Below are 16741 nucleotides of genomic sequence, written 5' to 3' on the forward strand. Positions count from 1 at the left end.
TTTTCCTAATCCAACGCCTTCACTTCCAACATCATATCGCGGATCTGAGCTGCGAGTTCAAAGTCAAGCACTTCGACGGCTTCTTGCATTTGTTTTTTGAGTTTTTTGACGAGTTCCTTGCGTTCTTGTTTGTTGAGGCTATTGATATCGACTTCCTTGTCCTCTTCTTTGGAAACTGCCTTGGTTACGGCGATTAGATCACGGATTTCTTTCTTTATGGTTTGAGGTACGATACCATGCTCTTCATTATAAGCCATCTGGATTTTCCGACGGCGGGCAGTTTCATCGATAGCACGTTGCATAGACTGAGTCATGGTATCCGCATACATGATGACATGACCTTCACTGTTACGGGCGGCACGTCCAATGGTCTGGATGAGTCCACGCTCGTTACGGAGGAATCCTTCCTTGTCAGCATCGAGAATGGCAACCAAGCTTACCTCAGGAACGTCAATCCCTTCGCGGAGCAGGTTGATTCCGACCAAGACATCAAAGACACCCAAGCGTAGGTCACGGATAATCTCCGTCCGCTCCAAGGTCTTGATATCCGAGTGCATGTACTTGACCTTGATGCCCATTTCTTTGAAGTAGTCAGTCAAGTCTTCTGCCATCTTCTTAGTCAAGGTTGTGATAAAGGTTCGTTCATTCTTTTCAACACGGGCATTGATTTCACCTAGGAGGTCATCAATCTGTCCCATAGTCGGACGGACTTCCACCTCTGGGTCTAGAAGTCCTGTCGGACGAATGATTTGCTCAATCACTGTCTCGGTCTGTTCATTTTCATAGTCACCTGGTGTCGCTGAAACATATACAATCTGATGAACGTGACTCTCAAACTCCTCACGACGGAGAGGGCGATTGTCCAAGGCAGACGGCAAACGGAAACCATAATTAACTAGCATTTCCTTACGAGAACGGTCTCCATTATACATTCCCTTGATTTGCCCCATGGTCATGTGACTTTCATCAATCATGATCAAGAAATCATCAGGGAAAAAGTCGAGAAGCGTATAAGGAGGCTCTCCTTCACTACGACCATCCATGTGGCGTGAGTAGTTCTCAACCCCATTTGTATAACCCATCTCACGTAACATCTCAATATCATACTCTGTCCGCTGTTTCAAACGCTGGGCCTCTAGCAGTTTACCTTCCTTCTCAAAGACAGCTAACTGCTCTTCTAATTCTGCTTGAATTTTTGCAATCGCAACTTCCATATGGTCGTCATTGGTCACAAAGTGAGTGGCAGGGAAAATCGCCAAATGATCCACTTCGCCCAATACCTGACCTGTCAAAGCCTCAACCTCACGGATACGGTCAATCTCATCCCCGAAAAACTCAACTCGAAAAGCGTGTTCATCACGAGAAGCTGGGAAAATCTCCACCACATCCCCGCGAACGCGAAATCTTCCCCGTTGGAAATCAATATCATTGCGTTCAAACTGAATATCCACCAAGTCATTCAAGAGTTTATCACGAGAAATCTCCAGACCTGGACGGAGACTAACGACACTATCAGCATATTCCTTGGGCGAACCCAAACCATAGATACAAGAAACAGAAGCCACGACGATGACATCGTTACGCTCCAGAAGAGCCGAAGTCGCTGAGTGACGGAGCTTGTCAATCTCATCATTGACAGAGCTGTCCTTCTCAATATAGGTATCGCTCGAAGGGACATAAGCCTCGGGTTGGTAATAATCATAGTAAGATACAAAATACTCAACAGCATTTTCAGGGAAAAATTCCTTAAATTCTCCATAGAGCTGACCAGCCAGAGTCTTATTGTGGGCAATGACCAAAGTTGGTTTATTGACTTTGGAAATGACCTGACTCATGGTATAAGTCTTCCCAGTACCAGTCGCGCCCATCAGAATCTGTGCTTTTTCTCCGCCCTCGATATTATCGACCAACTGCTCAATCGCTTGGGGTTGATCTCCTGATGGTTCATATTTTGATACTAGTTTAAATTGATTGTCTGTAATTCGATTTATCATGATTGCCTCATCTGCATTTTTCTATCCTTCTATTTTACCATAAATTTACTTTTCAGACTCTACTCTAGGTTGATAAGAGTTAGTGTTTCATGTTATATTTCCTTACATAAAATTCATAAAATTTGCCTTTTCATTCATTTTCTGATATAATGGGAAAATATTCGAAAAAGGAGACTAAAAATGAAGAAAAAAATACTAGCATGTTTGCTCATTTTATTTCCCATTTTCTCACTAGGTATGGCAAAAGCTGATACTGTTAAGATTGTGTCTGATACAGCTTACGCACCTTTTGAGTTTAAAGATTCAGATCAAACCTATAAGGGAATTGATGTTGATATTATCAATAAAGTCGCAGAAATCAAAGGATGGAACATCCAAATGTCTTATCCTGGCTTTGATGCAGCTGTAAATGCAGTGCAGTCAGGTCAGGCAGATGCTATTATGGCAGGTATGACAAAAACAAAAGAACGTGAAAATGTCTTTACCATGTCTGATACCTATTATGATACAAAAGTTGTCATTGCCACCACAAAGGCAAATAAAATCACCAAATATGAGGAACTTAGCGGGAAAACAGTTGGAGTTAAGAACGGAACTGCTGCTCAACGTTTCCTCGAAAGTATCAAAGATAAATACGGTTTCTCTATTAAAACCTTTGATACAAGTGATTTGATGAATAACAGTCTAAGTGCTGGTGCTGTAAATGCCATCATGGATGATAAACCTGTTATTGAGTATGCGATTAATCAAGGACAAGATCTCAGCATCAATATGGATGGTGAGGCTGTTGGAAGCTTTGCTTTTGGTGTCAAGAAAGGGAGCAAGTATGAACACTTGGTTACCGAGTTTAACGAAGCCCTAGCACAAATGAAGAAGGATGGTAGCTTGGAGCAAATCATCCAAAAGTGGACGGCTTCTAAAACTACGGCAAGCCCAACAATAACTACTGCTGCTGGACAAAAAGCTACTCCTGTGAAAAGCAAGTATATTATTGCCAGCGACTCATCTTTCGCCCCATTCGTCTTTCAAAATTCAAGCAATCAATACACCGGTATTGATATGGATCTTATCAAGGCCATTGCCAAAGATCAAGGTTTTGAAATTGAGATTACCAATCCAGGATTTGATGCAGCCATTAGTGCTGTTCAAGCTGGACAAGCAGATGGTATCATTGCTGGTATGTCTGTAACAGATGCTCGTAAGGAAACCTTCGACTTCTCAGAATCATACTACACAGCAAATACGATTCTCGGTGTGAAAGAATCAAGCACAATTGCTTCTTATGAAGACCTCAAGGATAAAACTGTCGGTGTTAAAAACGGAACTGCTTCTCAAACGTTCCTTACTGAAAATCAAAGCAAATACGGCTATAAGATTAAAACTTTCGCAGATGGCGCTTCTATGTATGACAGTCTGAATACTGGATCTATTGATGCCGTGATGGATGATGAGCCAGTTCTCAAATATTCTATCAGCCAAGGGCAAAAATTGAAAACGCCAATCGCTGGAACTCCAATCGGTGAAACAGCCTTTGCGGTTAAAAAAGGAACAAATCCAGAATTGATCCAGATGTTCAATAATGGACTTGCGAACCTCAAAGCTAACGGTGAATTCCAAAAGATTCTTGACAAGTATCTAGCTAGCGAAACTTCAACTGACTCTACAAGTACAGTTGACGAAACTACTATCTGGGGCTTGCTTCAAAACAACTACAAACAACTCCTTAGTGGACTTGGAATCACTCTTGCTCTAGCTCTTATCTCATTTGCAATTGCCATTGTCATCGGGATTATCTTTGGTATGTTTAGCGTTAGCCCATACAAATCACTTCGTCTGATCTCTGAGATTTTCGTTGACGTTATCCGTGGTATCCCATTGATGATTCTTGCAGCCTTCATCTTCTGGGGTATTCCAAACTTCATCGAGTCCATTACAGGCCAACAAAGTCCAATCAATGACTTTGTAGCTGGTACTATCGCCCTCTCACTCAATGCAGCTGCTTATATCGCTGAAATTGTTCGTGGTGGGATCCAAGCTGTTCCAGTTGGCCAAATGGAGGCCAGCCGCAGTCTTGGTATCTCTTACGGAAAAACCATGCGTAAGATTATCTTGCCACAAGCAACTAAATTGATGTTGCCAAACTTTGTCAACCAATTCGTTATCGCTCTCAAAGATACAACCATCGTGTCTGCTATCGGTTTGGTGGAACTTTTCCAAACTGGTAAGATCATCATCGCCCGTAACTACCAAAGTTTCAAGATGTATGCAATCCTTGCTATCTTCTATCTTGTAATTATCACGCTTTTGACTAGACTAGCGAAACGCTTAGAAAAGAGGATTCGTTAATGGCAAAACTAAAAATTGATGTAAATGATTTGCATAAGTATTATGGAAAAAACGAAGTTTTAAAAGGCATTACTACTAAGTTCTATGAAGGAGATGTTGTCTGTATCATCGGTCCTTCCGGTTCTGGTAAATCCACATTCCTCCGTAGCCTTAACCTTCTTGAGGAGGTAACGAGTGGCCACATCACAGTAAATGGTTATGATCTGACTGAAAAATCAACCAATGTCGACCATGTTCGTGAAAACGTGGGAATGGTCTTCCAACATTTCAACCTCTTCCCTCACATGTCAGTCCTAGAAAATATCACTTTTGCACCTATTGAACACAAACGAATGACCAAAGAAGAAGCTGAGAAATTGGGGATGGAGTTGCTGGAGAAAGTCGGTCTTGCAGACAAAGCTAATGCTAACCCAGATAGCCTATCAGGTGGTCAAAAACAGCGTGTAGCTATCGCTCGTGGACTTGCCATGAATCCTGATATCATGCTCTTTGATGAGCCAACTTCCGCTCTGGACCCTGAAATGGTTGGAGATGTACTGAATGTTATGAAGGAATTGGCGGAACAAGGCATGACCATGATCATCGTAACCCATGAGATGGGATTTGCTCGTCAGGTGGCTAACCGTGTTATCTTTACGGCTGATGGTGAATTTTTAGAAGATGGAACTCCAGATCAAATCTTTGACAACCCGCAACACCCTCGTCTAAAAGAGTTCTTGGACAAGGTCTTAAATGTATAAAACAAAACTGTAAGGTTCTCCTTACAGTTTTTTAATTGCGTATTGGATTTTTTGTTTTTTTTGAAAATTATGATAAAATAAAAACTATGATAATGAGGAAATCTCATCCCTAGTCCAACTAGGAAAAAATATAGAAATTAGGTAGCTAGATGTCATCAAAGGTTATTGTTACAATTTTCGGTGCGAGTGGAGATTTAGCCAAACGCAAACTCTACCCTTCCCTTTTCAGACTCTATAAATCAGGCAATCTCTCTGAGCATTTTGCTGTTATCGGAACAGCTCGTAGACCTTGGAGTAAGGAATATTTTGAATCTGTAGTTGTAGAGTCCATCCTTGATTTGGCAGATAGTACCGAGCAAGCCCAAGAATTTGCCAGCCACTTCTACTATCAAAGCCATGATGTGAATGATACTGAACATTACATTGCTTTGCGCCAATTACAAGCTGAGCTGAATGAAAAATACCAAGCTGAACACAATAAGCTCTTCTTCTTGTCTATGGCGCCTCAGTTCTTTGGAACCATTGCCAAGCACCTCAAATCTGAAAACATTGTTGATGGCAAAGGTTTTGAGCGCTTGATCGTTGAGAAACCATTTGGTACAGACTACGAAACAGCTAGCATACTCAATGAAGATCTCCTTGCGGCCTTTGATGAGGAGCAAATCTACCGTATCGACCATTACCTAGGTAAAGAGATGATTCAGAGTATCTTTGCTGTTCGTTTTGCCAACATGATCTTTGAGAATGTTTGGAATCGCGAACACATCGATAATGTTCAGATTACCTTTGCAGAGCGCTTGGGTGTTGAAGAACGCGGTGGCTACTATGATCAATCTGGTGCCCTTCGTGATATGGTGCAAAACCATACTCTTCAACTCCTCTCTCTTCTAGCCATGGATAAACCAGCTAGCTTTACAAAGGATGAGATTCGTGCTGAAAAGATAAAGGTCTTTAAAAACCTCTATCATCCAACTGAGGAAGAATTGAAAGAACAGTTTATTCGTGGTCAGTATCGCTCTGGTAAAATCGATGGCATGAAATACATTTCCTATCGTAGCGAGCCAAATGTCGATCCTGAATCTACAACAGAAACCTTTGCATCTGGTGCCTTCTTTGTAGACAGCGATCGTTTCCGTGGTGTTCCTTTCTTCTTCCGAACAGGGAAACGTCTGACTGAAAAAGGGACTCATGTCAATATCGTCTTTAAACAAATGGACTCTATCTTCGGAGAACCACTTGCTCCAAACATTTTGACCATCTATATCCAACCAACTGAAGGATTCTCTCTCAGCCTAAATGGGAAGCAAGTCGGTGAAGAATTTAACCTAGCTCCAAGCTCTCTGGATTACCGTACAGATGCTACTGCTACTGGAGCCTCACCAGACCCATACGAGAAATTAATCTACGATGTTTTGAACAACAACTCAACCAATTTTAGCCACTGGGATGAGGTAAGTGCTTCTTGGAAATTGATTGACCGTATCGAAGAGCTCTGGGCAGAAAACGGAGCTCCACTCTACGATTATAAAGCTGGAAGCATGGGGCCACAAGCTAGCTTTGAATTACTTGAGAAGTATGGAGCTAAATGGACCTGGCAACCAGATATCGCCTATCGTGAAGATGGCCGTTTAGAATAGCAAAAATATCCTGCAAGATTGACTTGCAGGATATTTATTTTGTATTAAATCAAGCCTTCTAAGAGACCCTTCATAAAGTTTTCTGAGTTAAATTCCCCTATATCATCGATTTTTTCACCAAAACCAATCAATTTCACTGGGATATTGAGTTCTTCACGGATAGCTAGTACAACACCACCTCGGGCAGTTCCGTCAATTTTTGTCAAAACAATTCCAGTCAATGGTGTTATCTTAGAAAATTCCTTAGCTTGTACTAAGGCATTCTGTCCAGTTGAAGCATCGAGTGCCAGGAAGGTTTCATGAGGTGCTTCAGGAACGACACGTTTGATAATGCGACCAATCTTTTCCAACTCGGCCATGAGGTTATCCTTGTTTTGCAGACGCCCTGCTGTATCAATCATAAGGATATCAATCCCTTCAGCTACAGCACGTTGCATCCCATCAAAGACCACGCTTGCTGGATCAGCCTTTTCAGCTCCCGTCACAACCGGAACATCCACACGTCGACCCCATTCAGCTAGCTGGGCCACAGCACCCGCACGGAAGGTATCTGCCGCAACCAACATGACTTTCTTGCCAGCTTGTTTGTAGCGATGAGCTAATTTCCCGATAGAAGTTGTTTTCCCAACACCATTGACTCCGACAAAGAGCATGACTGTCAAACCATCTTGGAAATGGATTTGTTCATCGTAGTTGCCATCCTTTTCGTAGAGCTCGACCAATTTCTCGATAATGACACGACGGAGCGCATCAGGCTTCTTAGCATTTTCGAGTTTGGCTTCATAACGTAGTTCTTCTGTTAGGTTCGAAGCGACTTGCACACCGACGTCGCTCAAGATGAGCAGTTCTTCCAATTCTTCGAAGAATTCTTCATCGACAGAACGGAAGTTGGCAAAGAAGGCATTCAAACGAGCTCCGAATCCCGTACGGGTTTTCTTTAGACTGCGGTCATATTTTTCCTGCACGGTTTCTTCAACCTGAGGAAGTTCTTCTTCTACGTCTTCATCCCCTAGCTCTTCTCCAGTTTCTAGAGATTCTTGGCTCTCTTCTTCGAAAAATTCTTCAAGCTCTTGGCCTTGCTCTGTCTCATTAGATTCTAACTCAACTTTTTCTTGAGCCATTTCCTCGACTGCTTCTGGTTCAATCACTTCTTCTGTCAAGACCTGAGGAAGTTCTTCTTGAGCAAGAGTTGCTTCCACTTTGTCACTTCCTGTCCCTTCCTGACTTGTTTCTTCGAGAGCCGTTTGATTTTCTTCAACCTCTTCTGACAAATCAATATTTTCCAGAGCTTCTTTTACAATATCTTCGATTTTCGGCTCTTCTTTTTTCCCGAATAAACGATCAAATAATCCCATATTCTAATTCTCCTTTAACACGTATTCTTCGATAGCCCAAGCAACGGCTTCCTCGTCGTTGGTCATTGGGGTAATCACATTGGCAACTGCCTTAACCGCAGGAACTGCATTTTGCATGGCAACTCCCAGACCTGCCCATTCAATCATGGAAAGGTCATTGGCCTCGTCCCCACAAGCCATGACTTGACTTTGATTGATTCCTAAGTGTTTAATTAATTTCGCTAAACCTGTTGCTTTATGAACATTCTTTGGTGACCACTCTAGCAACATTTCACGTGATTTAAAGATTTCATATTGGTCAAATAATTCTGGTGAAATCTTCTGAATGGCTGCATCCAAAGGTTCTTGGGCAAAGGCAGTCACACATTTATTATATGTCATCTGACTAGATAGATCTTCAAAAGCGACAGGTACGAAAGTCAGGGCTGGGTTGAACTTAGCATAGAGACTTTCTTGGTCCGACTGGATTTGATAGACTGTTCCTTCTGAAATAGCATCTAACGGAAGTCCGAGTTTTTCAGTTTCCTCGTACAATCGTGCCACATCGTCGATTGAAAAGACGGTTTTATCGAGAATCTCTCCTGTATTTTTCTGTACCAGACCACCATTAAAGGTGATGGTGTACTCGTCCTCCAGACCATCAGTCCCTAGCTCATGGAGAAAGAAATCCATAGCCTTCAAAGGACGACCTGTTGTCAGAACGACCTTGATGCCACGATCACGCGCAGCTTTGAGGACCTCCTTGGTACGTTCTGTTAGCTTTTTATCCGTTGTCAGCAAAGTACCGTCCAAATCCAGTGCAATCAATTTAATATCTGCCATTACAAACCCTCCATATAAGCCATCACTGATTGGTCCTTATGGTGGCCAATCACTGCTTCTGCTAATTCTAAAATTTCTGGTCGCGCATTTTCAGGAGCGATGGGGTGCCCCACTACCTGCATCATGTGAAGGTCATTGAGATTATCGCCAAAAGCCATAACCTGATCCATGGTCAGACCAAGTTTTTTTGCCAGCTCAACAATAGCTACACCCTTATCAACATAGTCCAAGACAATATCAATGGATTCAAAACCAGTTGTCATGGCTTTCACACCAGGAACATTTTCATTTACCCAGGCCTCTCCAGCTTCTATCGTATCTTCTGTGAAGTTCGTAGTGAATTTAAAAATCTCATCCTTAATAGCTTCCAGACGCGTTACTTTTTGAATGTTTTCATTGTAGTGACGGCTAAACTTGAGATAGGTCTCATCGACTGTATCCAATACATAACAAGCTTTTTTCCCCGTCAGTAGCATTTTTCTTTCATCAAAATAGGGTGATTTCTTTAAAGCTTCAAAAGTGCTCAAGTAAAAATCCCGAGACATAGTAGCCTCATACATATCCTCACCATGAAACTCAACATAGCTCCCATTTTCAGCTATAAAAATCACTTCATCACGCACATCAGCAAACAACTTTTTCAGGGACAGGATACCACGACCTGAAGCCACTGCAAAATAAATCCCCTTTTCCTTGTAGGAAACAAGTACGTTTTTGAGGCGTTCCATATCAAACCGACCCTCTCCATCTAGAAAGGTTCCATCCATATCGGTTGCTACAAGTTTAATCATAAAATCCTTCATTCTCCAATTGATAAATCTACCTTCTATTATACCATAGATAAGCTAAAAAAGGACTTGTACAGTAGGATTGGCAACTGTATTGCCGTGCTTTTTCGGTAAAGTCGAAAAGGGCTTAAAAATTAGAATCGTAGAACTTTTTTCAGATAGTTTAAAAAGTTTGTATTCCCCTACCCTTTTCTCTATAATGGAGAGAAAGGAGATGACTATGACAGAAATAAAACATGAAATTGATGCAAACTTTGCAGGACGACTTAATATCCTACGTGCAGGTGTTCTGGGTGCCAATGATGGGATTATTTCCATAGCTGGAGTCGTTATCGGGGTTGCCAGTGCGACGAGCAATATCTGGATTATCTTTTTATCAGGATTGGCTGCTATCCTCGCTGGTGCTTTTTCTATGGCCGGTGGCGAATATGTCTCTGTATCCACTCAGAAAGATACGGAAGAAGCCGCTGTCGCTAGAGAGCAATTACTCTTAGATAAGGACATCGAATCTGCAAAACAATCCCTCTATGCTGCTTACCTTCAAAATGGTGAGTGTGAAACGTCCGCCCAACTCTTGACAAACAAGGCCTTTTTAAAAAATCCCCTCAAAGCCTTGGTTGAGGAAAAATACGGTATCGAGTACGAAGAATTTACCAATCCTTGGCATGCTGCAATCTCTAGCTTTATCGCCTTTGTACTGGGAAGTCTTCCTCCCATGCTTTCGATCACTGTCTTTCCAAGTGATTATCGCATTCCTGCTACTGTTTTTATCGTGGCCCTTTCCCTTCTCGTCACTGGCTATACCAGTGCTAAACTAGGAAAGGCTCCTACGAAAACTGCTATGATCCGTAACCTCTGTATCGGACTTCTGACTATGGGGGTAACCTTCCTCTTGGGACAACTCTTTAGTATTTAAGATAAAAGAAATACCTCGATAAACATCGAGGTATCTTTTTTACATTTGCACAATCTTGCGATAGCTTCTTGAGGTAATCATAAAGATTAAGACATAGACAATGAGGAAGATAGCACAGATGGACAAAGTGACTGTCAACATCATGGTCGCATCAAGCACCCCAATGACTTTTAGGATGAGACTAAGCATATGATAGGCAAAGGCAAGATGTAGAAAAGCAAAGAGCAATGGGAGGAAGAAAACAGTTAGGACCTGTTTGTTGATAGTTTGCTTGATTTGCTTTTGATCGAGACCGACTTTTTGTAAAATGATAAAGCGTTCACGGTCTTCATATCCTTCAGAGATTTGTTTGTAGTAGATGACGAGAACCGTTCCCACCATAAAGATGATAGAGAGGAAGATACCGATGAAGAAGACTCCACCAAAGAGAGCACTCATCTGCGCACTGCTATCAGCCAGATTGCTTCCGTAAACATAGCTTCCTTCTTTGTTTAATTCTCTATTAAAGTTGTTGACGAATTTTGAATAGTCATCTGCAATTTTAAGCTGCTCGTCCTCACTAGCCGTTACATTCATACCACCATAATATTGATTAAAGATGGAAGAGTTAGGATGCTGTTCTAGAAAGGCTTGTAAGTCAGGAACAACCAAATAGTTATAGTCCGAAGTTAGAATATTGTACTGATTTGGGACATGTTCAAGAATAAAATCTTTTTTGATTTCTTCTTTGATCGTGTAGGTCTGGTCATTCAGAGTCAGTTCTTTCTGCCCTTGAAGTTGCTTATTTTGAGCAAATAATCCGACTTCCTTACCTGAAAGTCCAAGTCTCTGCCCCGTCATATTCTCGTAGTCTTTTTGGTCAAAGACCATAAAAATAGTTTTCGGTTGAACACGATTTTGACCTTTCTCAAAGATTGTCAATTTCGTACCATCTTGATTTGCCACACCAAAGTTACTGTATGTAAGGACTTCTTTCTTTGTGACAGCCAATCCTTTCTCACTAGCATACTGGTTCAAGAGTTTTTCGATGTCTTCTTTTTCAACATTCTGTCCTGTAATCCCAAAATCATGTGGATTCATGACCTTCTTGAAGTTTTCTGAGGCTTTGAAGATACTTGTTGCAGCAGACATAGTCACCAAGACCATGGTTGAAAGAATGGCAATCGTCGCCAGACCAACCGCATTTTTCTTCATACGGAAAATGAGATTGGATACGGAAATCATGTTGTTGGGTTGGTAATAGTAAGTCTTGTTTTTCTTTAAGATTTGTAAGAAAACTGTAATCCCTGCATTGAAGAGAAGATAAGTTCCCAAAATTACTAACAAAACTGCTACGAAGAAAATCAGAACAGCAGAAAGTGGGTTTTCGACTGTTACTGCTAGATAGTAACCCGCTCCCAAACTAATCAGACCTAGAATGGTTTGGACACCTAAGAAACGTCCTTTTTTCTCACCACTGGCCTTCTCACGAGAGAGCTGAAGGGCATTCATGCGTGCAATACGAAAGGCATTGATAAAAATCAGACCTAGGAAGATAGCTCCAAAGACGATGAGAACTAGGATAAAGACAATTGGTTGGAAAGTCGAAACGAGCTCCACTTTCATCTTCATCAGCTTCAGAAGAAGGGCGAAGATTAGCTTATCAAAGAGAGCTCCTAGACCGAGACCAGCTGTCAAGGTTAAGGAACCAAAAATAAGAAGCTCCTTAAAAACCATACTGATCAAATGGCGCTTTTCGAGACCCAGCATACCATATACACCCAGCTCCTTGGAGCGGTTCTTCATGACAAAACTATTGGCATAAAGTACAATAATTCCAGAAGCGATGGTAACAACCACCATACCGAGGGCAAGCGTCATAGAGATAGTTTCTCCCCCTCGGATCTTGCCAATGTTAGGATTAAGCGACAGTGAGTAAAAGAGATAGGTGATGGTCACTGCTAAGAGAACAGCTAAAGCAAAGGGATAGTAGAGTTTGCGGTTTTTGATCAAGTTGGATACCGCTAACTTATTGGTTAATCGGAACATACTAATTCACCTCGCTTGCCATAACAGTCAAAGTATCAGAGATTTCTTGGAACATCTGACGCTCTGTCTTGTCTCCACGGTAGATTTGGTTGTAAAGAATGCCGTCTTTGATAAAGAGAACGCGCTTGGCCCTGCTGGCTGCTGCCGTTGAGTGAGTTACCATGAGAATGGTTTGGCCACGTTCATTGATTTCATCAAATACATCCAGAAGTGCTGCAGATGACTTGGAGTCAAGGGCTCCTGTTGGCTCATCGGCAAGGAGAATTTCAGGTTCTGTGATGATGGCGCGTGCTACTGCTACCCGTTGCTTTTGACCACCAGAAATCTCATAAGGGTACTTCTCTTGCAATTGGTTTATGCCCAAATTTTCAGCTGTTACCACCAATTTCTTCATCATCTCCGTGATGGGTTTTCGTGATAAAACTAGCGGAAGCAAGATATTGTCCTTAACAGATAAGGTATCTAGCAAGTTAAAGTCTTGGAAGACAAATCCCAACTTCTCACGACGGAAACTCGAAGCCTGTGAATTTTTAATAGTGGCTGTGTCGGTTCCATTCAGGTAAACCTGCCCACGAGTTGGTTTATCCAGCATAGCTAGAATGTTGAGCAGGGTTGACTTTCCTGAACCAGACTCTCCCATGATAGCCACGTAGTCACCCTTTTCCACGGTAAAGTGAATATCCTTGAGGGCCTCTACTTGGTTGCCTTGGAAACGTGTTTTGTAGATTTTTTGAACGTGTTTTACATCTAAAAGTGTCATGATTTTCTCCTTCTTAATATCCCATCATTTGAAACTGTGCTTGCATCATAGCGCATCCCAGTTGAACACGCTCGATATCTTTTTGACTTGGTTTTCTTCTTTTCTTTTGTAAGATTCTTTTCATGTTTTTGCTCCTTTGTTCTTTATGAGTCTAGTTTATCGCAAAAAAAGACGGCTTGCCATAACCTAACCTTACAAAAGAGACTTTAATCTTACATTTTTGTAAGATTGAAGAATATCAAGCAATTTCGCTATCAATATTTTACCATAAAAGAAAGGCAAGAAGAAAACCCTTGCGGATGCAAGGGTTAGGATTCACTACTTTTTCTAATTTCTTCAAGAAACAAGGAAATCATCTATAAACTATTTCCAAATCCGACTCACCAAAACCGTCCATCATTGTCATAAATGGCCTCAGCATCCTTACGTTTGCGTGGTCCTGTTCCGTACATTTCTGCTTCAATCTCTTCCTTAGTTGGCAGAATAGAGGCGAGGATGATGTAGATAATCACACCAATCCCAAAATTTGATATGGTAAAAATGGCAAAGAGAAAGCGGACTAGAGTTACATCAAAATTCCACTTGTCTGATAAACCAGCTAAAACTCCCGATACCATACTATTTCGTTTCATTTTATAAAATTTTGTATTCATGATTGTTTCCTCTTTCGGTATTCTTACAAGTAGTATAGCATGAAACGGGGTCACAAACATCAGTCCTTAGGCCGATTTAAAATGACAAGATTGCCACGGCAGACGCCACAGCGATAGCGTTTGGTATCAATCTTACGCTTGCGCTGATAAGTTTGCTGACAGGATTGACACCGATAAACTAGGTAGGTACTTTGGTCTTTCAGAGGGGGGACAAAGCGTAGCCCATCAACTTCCTTCAAAAGTTTCTTAAAATCTCGGTCCTTATGTCGATATCCTTTTTTCTGAAAATAAAGGTGATAGTGACAGAGTTCATGGCGCACGATTTTCCGAAAAACCTCCAAACCAAGTTCATTATAAACTTTGGGATTAAAATCCAAATGCCCATCCTTGGGAAAAAATCGCCCACCTGTCGTTCGCAGACGAGAATTCCACTGGGCTTGGTGTGTAAAAGGTCTACCAAAGTCTTCGAGTGAAACAGACTGAACGTACTCAGTCAGTTTCATCTGGAGCAAGGAGCGACAGATTAACTTTTTCACGTTCAGTATCGATTTTCTTAACCCAAACCGTTACCAAATCTCCAACAGACACCACTTGACTAGGATGTTTGATAAATTTGCGACTCATGTGGGAAATATGAATCAAGCCATCCTCGTGAATCCCAATATCAACGAATGCACCGAAGTCAACGACATTACGCACCACACCTTCCAACTTCTGGCCGACTTTTAAGTCTTTGATATCCAGTACATCTTGACGGAGTACAGGAGCATCAAAAGAGTCACGAAAATCTCGACCTGGTTTGAGAAGATCAGCAATGATATCTTTAAGGGTTTCTGGGCCAAGATCTAGTTCTTGCGCCATCTCCTTGACTGAAAGGGATTTAAGCTTATTTTGTGCTTCTTCATTCAAGCCCTTGATATCCAAGCGTTTGAAAAGCTCTTTGACGGCAGCATAGTTCTCTGGATGAACTCCTGTATTATCAAGGATATTGCTACTTTCCGGAATACGGAGGAAACCTGCAGCTTGCTCAAAGGCTTTGGCACCTAGACGAGGAACCTTCTTGATTTGAGAACGTGAAGTGATTTTTCCTTCTTCCTCACGGTATTTGACGATATTTTCAGAAATGGTTTTATTGAGTCCAGCTACGTGGGAAAGAAGAGCTGGGCTGGCTGTATTGACATTGACACCGACTTGGTTAACCACCGTATCTACGACAAAGTCCAGACTCTCAGACAGTTTCTTCTGACTGACATCGTGCTGGTATTGACCGACACCGATTGACTTGGGATCAATTTTGACCAATTCAGCAAGGGGATCTTGCAAACGTCGAGCGATCGAGATAGCAGAGCGTTTTTCAACGGTCAAGTCTGGAAACTCCTGACGAGCTAGTTCACTAGCAGAATAGACAGAAGCGCCACTTTCATTGACGATAACATAGCTGACTTCTGGAAAATCTTTCAGAACTTCCGCCACAAAGGCTTCACTTTCACGACTGGCCGTTCCATTTCCGATGGCAATAATTTCCACGCCATACTGACCGATCAAGTCGGCTAAGTCTCGCTTGGCTTCTTCGATTTGACGATCGGAGGCTGGTTTTACTGGATAAATGACTTGAGTCGTCAGCATTTTCCCTGTTGCATCAACGACAGCTAGCTTGGCACCTGTACGAAAGGCTGGGTCAAATCCTAGAACCACGCGCCCTTTCAGCGGAGCAACCAAGAGGAGATTGCGCAGATTGTCAGAAAAGAGTTGGATAGCCCCTTCTTCCGCTTTCTCAGTCAACTCTGTCCGAATGCGTCGCTCAATAGCAGGCAATACCTTTTTCTTAACTGACTGTTGGACAACTTCATCTATATAGGCATTTTTGACTTTAAAACGAGCACCAAAGAAAGATAAGATACGGTCCGTCGCATGTTCAAAGCCAACCTTCAAAATACCTAATTTTTCCCCACGGTTGAGAGCCAAGGTACGATAGCCCTGCATGTTGCCAACTGTCTCTGAAAAATCATAATAAATCTGAAAAACTTGTTTTTCATCGAGATTTTCACCCTTGACTTGCGAAGTGATTTTAGAGTGTCTCAACACTTCCTGATAGGTCATAGCACGTAGATTGACATCTTCGGATAAGGCTTCGACCAAGATATCAACCGCACCAGCCAAGGCTTCTTGACCAGTCGCAAATCCTTCACAGACAAACTTCTCAGCTTCTTTCTCCAAGTCAGCTACATCCTGCAAAATCAAGCGAGCAAGAGGAAAGAGTCCAGCTTCACGGGCAATGGTAGCCTTGGTCCGACGTTTTTCCTTATAAGGAAGATAGAGTTCTTCTACATCTGCTAATTTCTCAGCTGCAAGGATAGCTTCTTCCAATTCCTTTGTTAGCTTACCTTGTTCTTGAATCTTAGCTAAGACAGCTTCTTTACGATCGTTGAGATTTGTCAGACTTTTATCCAGATCAATAATGGCCTTAATCGCTACCTCATCCAGACTACCAGTCATGTCCTTTCGATATCGCGCGATGAAGGGAATTGTCGCCCCCTCAGCCGTCAAACTTAGAACAGTATCGATTTGCTTTAAGGTTACTCCCAAATCTTGGGAAATTTTTTCATATTTTTTATCCATGAATCTATTATACCATAAGGAACAGCTCTTGTTTTGCCTTACCTATTTTTGCATCTTTGATTGTCAAAATAATCCCTTTTCCA

Annotated in this window: 13 protein-coding genes; 4 read left to right on the forward strand and 9 right to left on the reverse strand. The window is 41.9% G+C overall.

What is annotated here, in order from left to right:
- Nucleotides 1–5: 5 nt before the first annotated feature.
- Nucleotides 6–1994: an excinuclease ABC subunit UvrB gene (gene uvrB, locus M1F63_RS05400; RefSeq protein WP_216728345.1), complete on the reverse strand. Its 1989-nt coding sequence runs from the start codon at nt 1992–1994 to the stop codon at nt 6–8.
- 180 nt (nt 1995–2174) lie between these two features.
- On the opposite strand from uvrB, the gene M1F63_RS05405 reads away from it, so the two are divergent.
- The 3 genes from M1F63_RS05405 to zwf all read left to right on the forward strand — a co-directional run bounded on the left by M1F63_RS05405 (nt 2175) and on the right by zwf (nt 6717).
- Entirely contained in the window at nt 2175–4340 is a 2166-nt protein-coding gene (locus M1F63_RS05405; protein ID WP_084875051.1) for an ABC transporter substrate-binding protein/permease, read from the forward strand.
- The gene (locus M1F63_RS05410; RefSeq protein ID WP_001096337.1) at nt 4340–5080 is read left to right on the forward strand and encodes an amino acid ABC transporter ATP-binding protein; all 741 of its coding nucleotides are present in this window, start codon (nt 4340–4342) and stop codon (nt 5078–5080) included. Before M1F63_RS05405 ends, M1F63_RS05410 begins: the two co-directional genes overlap by 1 nt.
- A gap of 149 nt (nt 5081–5229) precedes the next feature.
- Nucleotides 5230–6717: a glucose-6-phosphate dehydrogenase gene (gene zwf / locus M1F63_RS05415; protein WP_049518786.1), complete on the forward strand. Its 1488-nt coding sequence runs from the start codon at nt 5230–5232 to the stop codon at nt 6715–6717.
- A 44-nt stretch (nt 6718–6761) separates the two neighbouring features.
- Here zwf and ftsY read toward each other — a convergent pair whose 3' ends face one another.
- From ftsY to M1F63_RS05430, 3 genes are read right to left on the reverse strand one after another with little or no spacing between them, the layout of a single operon-like run.
- On the reverse strand, nt 6762–8072 hold the full coding sequence (gene ftsY / locus M1F63_RS05420) for a signal recognition particle-docking protein FtsY (protein ID WP_000522275.1): 1311 nt from the start codon (nt 8070–8072) through the stop codon (nt 6762–6764).
- 3 nt (nt 8073–8075) lie between these two features.
- Nucleotides 8076–8894, reverse strand: a complete 819-nt coding sequence (locus tag M1F63_RS05425) for a Cof-type HAD-IIB family hydrolase (RefSeq protein WP_000763430.1) — start codon at nt 8892–8894, stop codon at nt 8076–8078.
- Nucleotides 8894–9685, reverse strand: coding sequence for a Cof-type HAD-IIB family hydrolase (locus tag M1F63_RS05430; RefSeq protein ID WP_247940919.1), 792 nt, complete (start codon nt 9683–9685; stop codon nt 8894–8896). The genes M1F63_RS05425 and M1F63_RS05430 overlap by 1 nt, the downstream gene beginning before the upstream one ends.
- 217 nt (nt 9686–9902) lie before the next feature.
- Between M1F63_RS05430 and M1F63_RS05435 the strand changes: the two genes are divergently transcribed.
- Nucleotides 9903–10598 carry a VIT1/CCC1 transporter family protein gene (locus M1F63_RS05435; protein ID WP_000136037.1) on the forward strand — a complete coding sequence of 232 codons (696 nt, stop codon included), beginning with the start codon at nt 9903–9905 and terminating at the stop codon, nt 10596–10598.
- 39 nt (nt 10599–10637) lie between these two features.
- Here M1F63_RS05435 and M1F63_RS05440 read toward each other — a convergent pair whose 3' ends face one another.
- From M1F63_RS05440 to M1F63_RS05460, 5 genes are all read right to left on the reverse strand, one after another.
- Entirely contained in the window at nt 10638–12626 is a 1989-nt protein-coding gene (locus tag M1F63_RS05440) for an FtsX-like permease family protein (protein WP_247940920.1), read from the reverse strand.
- Nucleotide 12627: 1 nt separating this feature from the next.
- Nucleotides 12628–13386 carry an ABC transporter ATP-binding protein gene (locus tag M1F63_RS05445; protein WP_000173369.1) on the reverse strand — a complete coding sequence of 253 codons (759 nt, stop codon included), beginning with the start codon at nt 13384–13386 and terminating at the stop codon, nt 12628–12630.
- A gap of 380 nt (nt 13387–13766) precedes the next feature.
- Nucleotides 13767–14039, reverse strand: coding sequence for a PspC domain-containing protein (locus M1F63_RS05450; RefSeq protein ID WP_001092787.1), 273 nt, complete (start codon nt 14037–14039; stop codon nt 13767–13769).
- Nucleotides 14040–14098: 59 nt separating this feature from the next.
- Nucleotides 14099–14542: a SprT family protein gene (locus tag M1F63_RS05455; RefSeq protein WP_247941005.1), complete on the reverse strand. Its 444-nt coding sequence runs from the start codon at nt 14540–14542 to the stop codon at nt 14099–14101.
- On the reverse strand, nt 14529–16658 hold the full coding sequence (locus M1F63_RS05460; RefSeq protein ID WP_247940921.1) for a Tex family protein: 2130 nt from the start codon (nt 16656–16658) through the stop codon (nt 14529–14531). The genes M1F63_RS05455 and M1F63_RS05460 overlap by 14 nt, the downstream gene beginning before the upstream one ends.
- Between the last annotated feature and the right edge of the window lie 83 nt (nt 16659–16741).

This window comes from Streptococcus oralis (genome assembly GCF_023109155.1).
GTDB lineage: Bacteria > Bacillota > Bacilli > Lactobacillales > Streptococcaceae > Streptococcus > Streptococcus oralis_BZ.

What these genes read in the sequence shown, in the direction of transcription:
- uvrB (WP_216728345.1), bottom strand. Translation starts at nt 1,994, where the DNA reads ATGATAAATCGAATTACAGACAATCAATTTAAACTAGTATCAAAATAT.
- M1F63_RS05405 (WP_084875051.1), top strand. Translation starts at nt 2,175, where the DNA reads ATGAAGAAAAAAATACTAGCATGTTTGCTCATTTTATTTCCCATTTTC.
- M1F63_RS05410 (WP_001096337.1), top strand. Translation starts at nt 4,340, where the DNA reads ATGGCAAAACTAAAAATTGATGTAAATGATTTGCATAAGTATTATGGA.
- zwf (WP_049518786.1), top strand. Translation starts at nt 5,230, where the DNA reads ATGTCATCAAAGGTTATTGTTACAATTTTCGGTGCGAGTGGAGATTTA.
- ftsY (WP_000522275.1), bottom strand. Translation starts at nt 8,072, where the DNA reads ATGGGATTATTTGATCGTTTATTCGGGAAAAAAGAAGAGCCGAAAATC.
- M1F63_RS05425 (WP_000763430.1), bottom strand. Translation starts at nt 8,894, where the DNA reads ATGGCAGATATTAAATTGATTGCACTGGATTTGGACGGTACTTTGCTG.
- M1F63_RS05430 (WP_247940919.1), bottom strand. Translation starts at nt 9,685, where the DNA reads ATGATTAAACTTGTAGCAACCGATATGGATGGAACCTTTCTAGATGGA.
- M1F63_RS05435 (WP_000136037.1), top strand. Translation starts at nt 9,903, where the DNA reads ATGACAGAAATAAAACATGAAATTGATGCAAACTTTGCAGGACGACTT.
- M1F63_RS05440 (WP_247940920.1), bottom strand. Translation starts at nt 12,626, where the DNA reads ATGTTCCGATTAACCAATAAGTTAGCGGTATCCAACTTGATCAAAAAC.
- M1F63_RS05445 (WP_000173369.1), bottom strand. Translation starts at nt 13,386, where the DNA reads ATGACACTTTTAGATGTAAAACACGTTCAAAAAATCTACAAAACACGT.
- M1F63_RS05450 (WP_001092787.1), bottom strand. Translation starts at nt 14,039, where the DNA reads ATGAATACAAAATTTTATAAAATGAAACGAAATAGTATGGTATCGGGA.
- M1F63_RS05455 (WP_247941005.1), bottom strand. Translation starts at nt 14,542, where the DNA reads ATGAAACTGACTGAGTACGTTCAGTCTGTTTCACTCGAAGACTTTGGT.
- M1F63_RS05460 (WP_247940921.1), bottom strand. Translation starts at nt 16,658, where the DNA reads ATGGATAAAAAATATGAAAAAATTTCCCAAGATTTGGGAGTAACCTTA.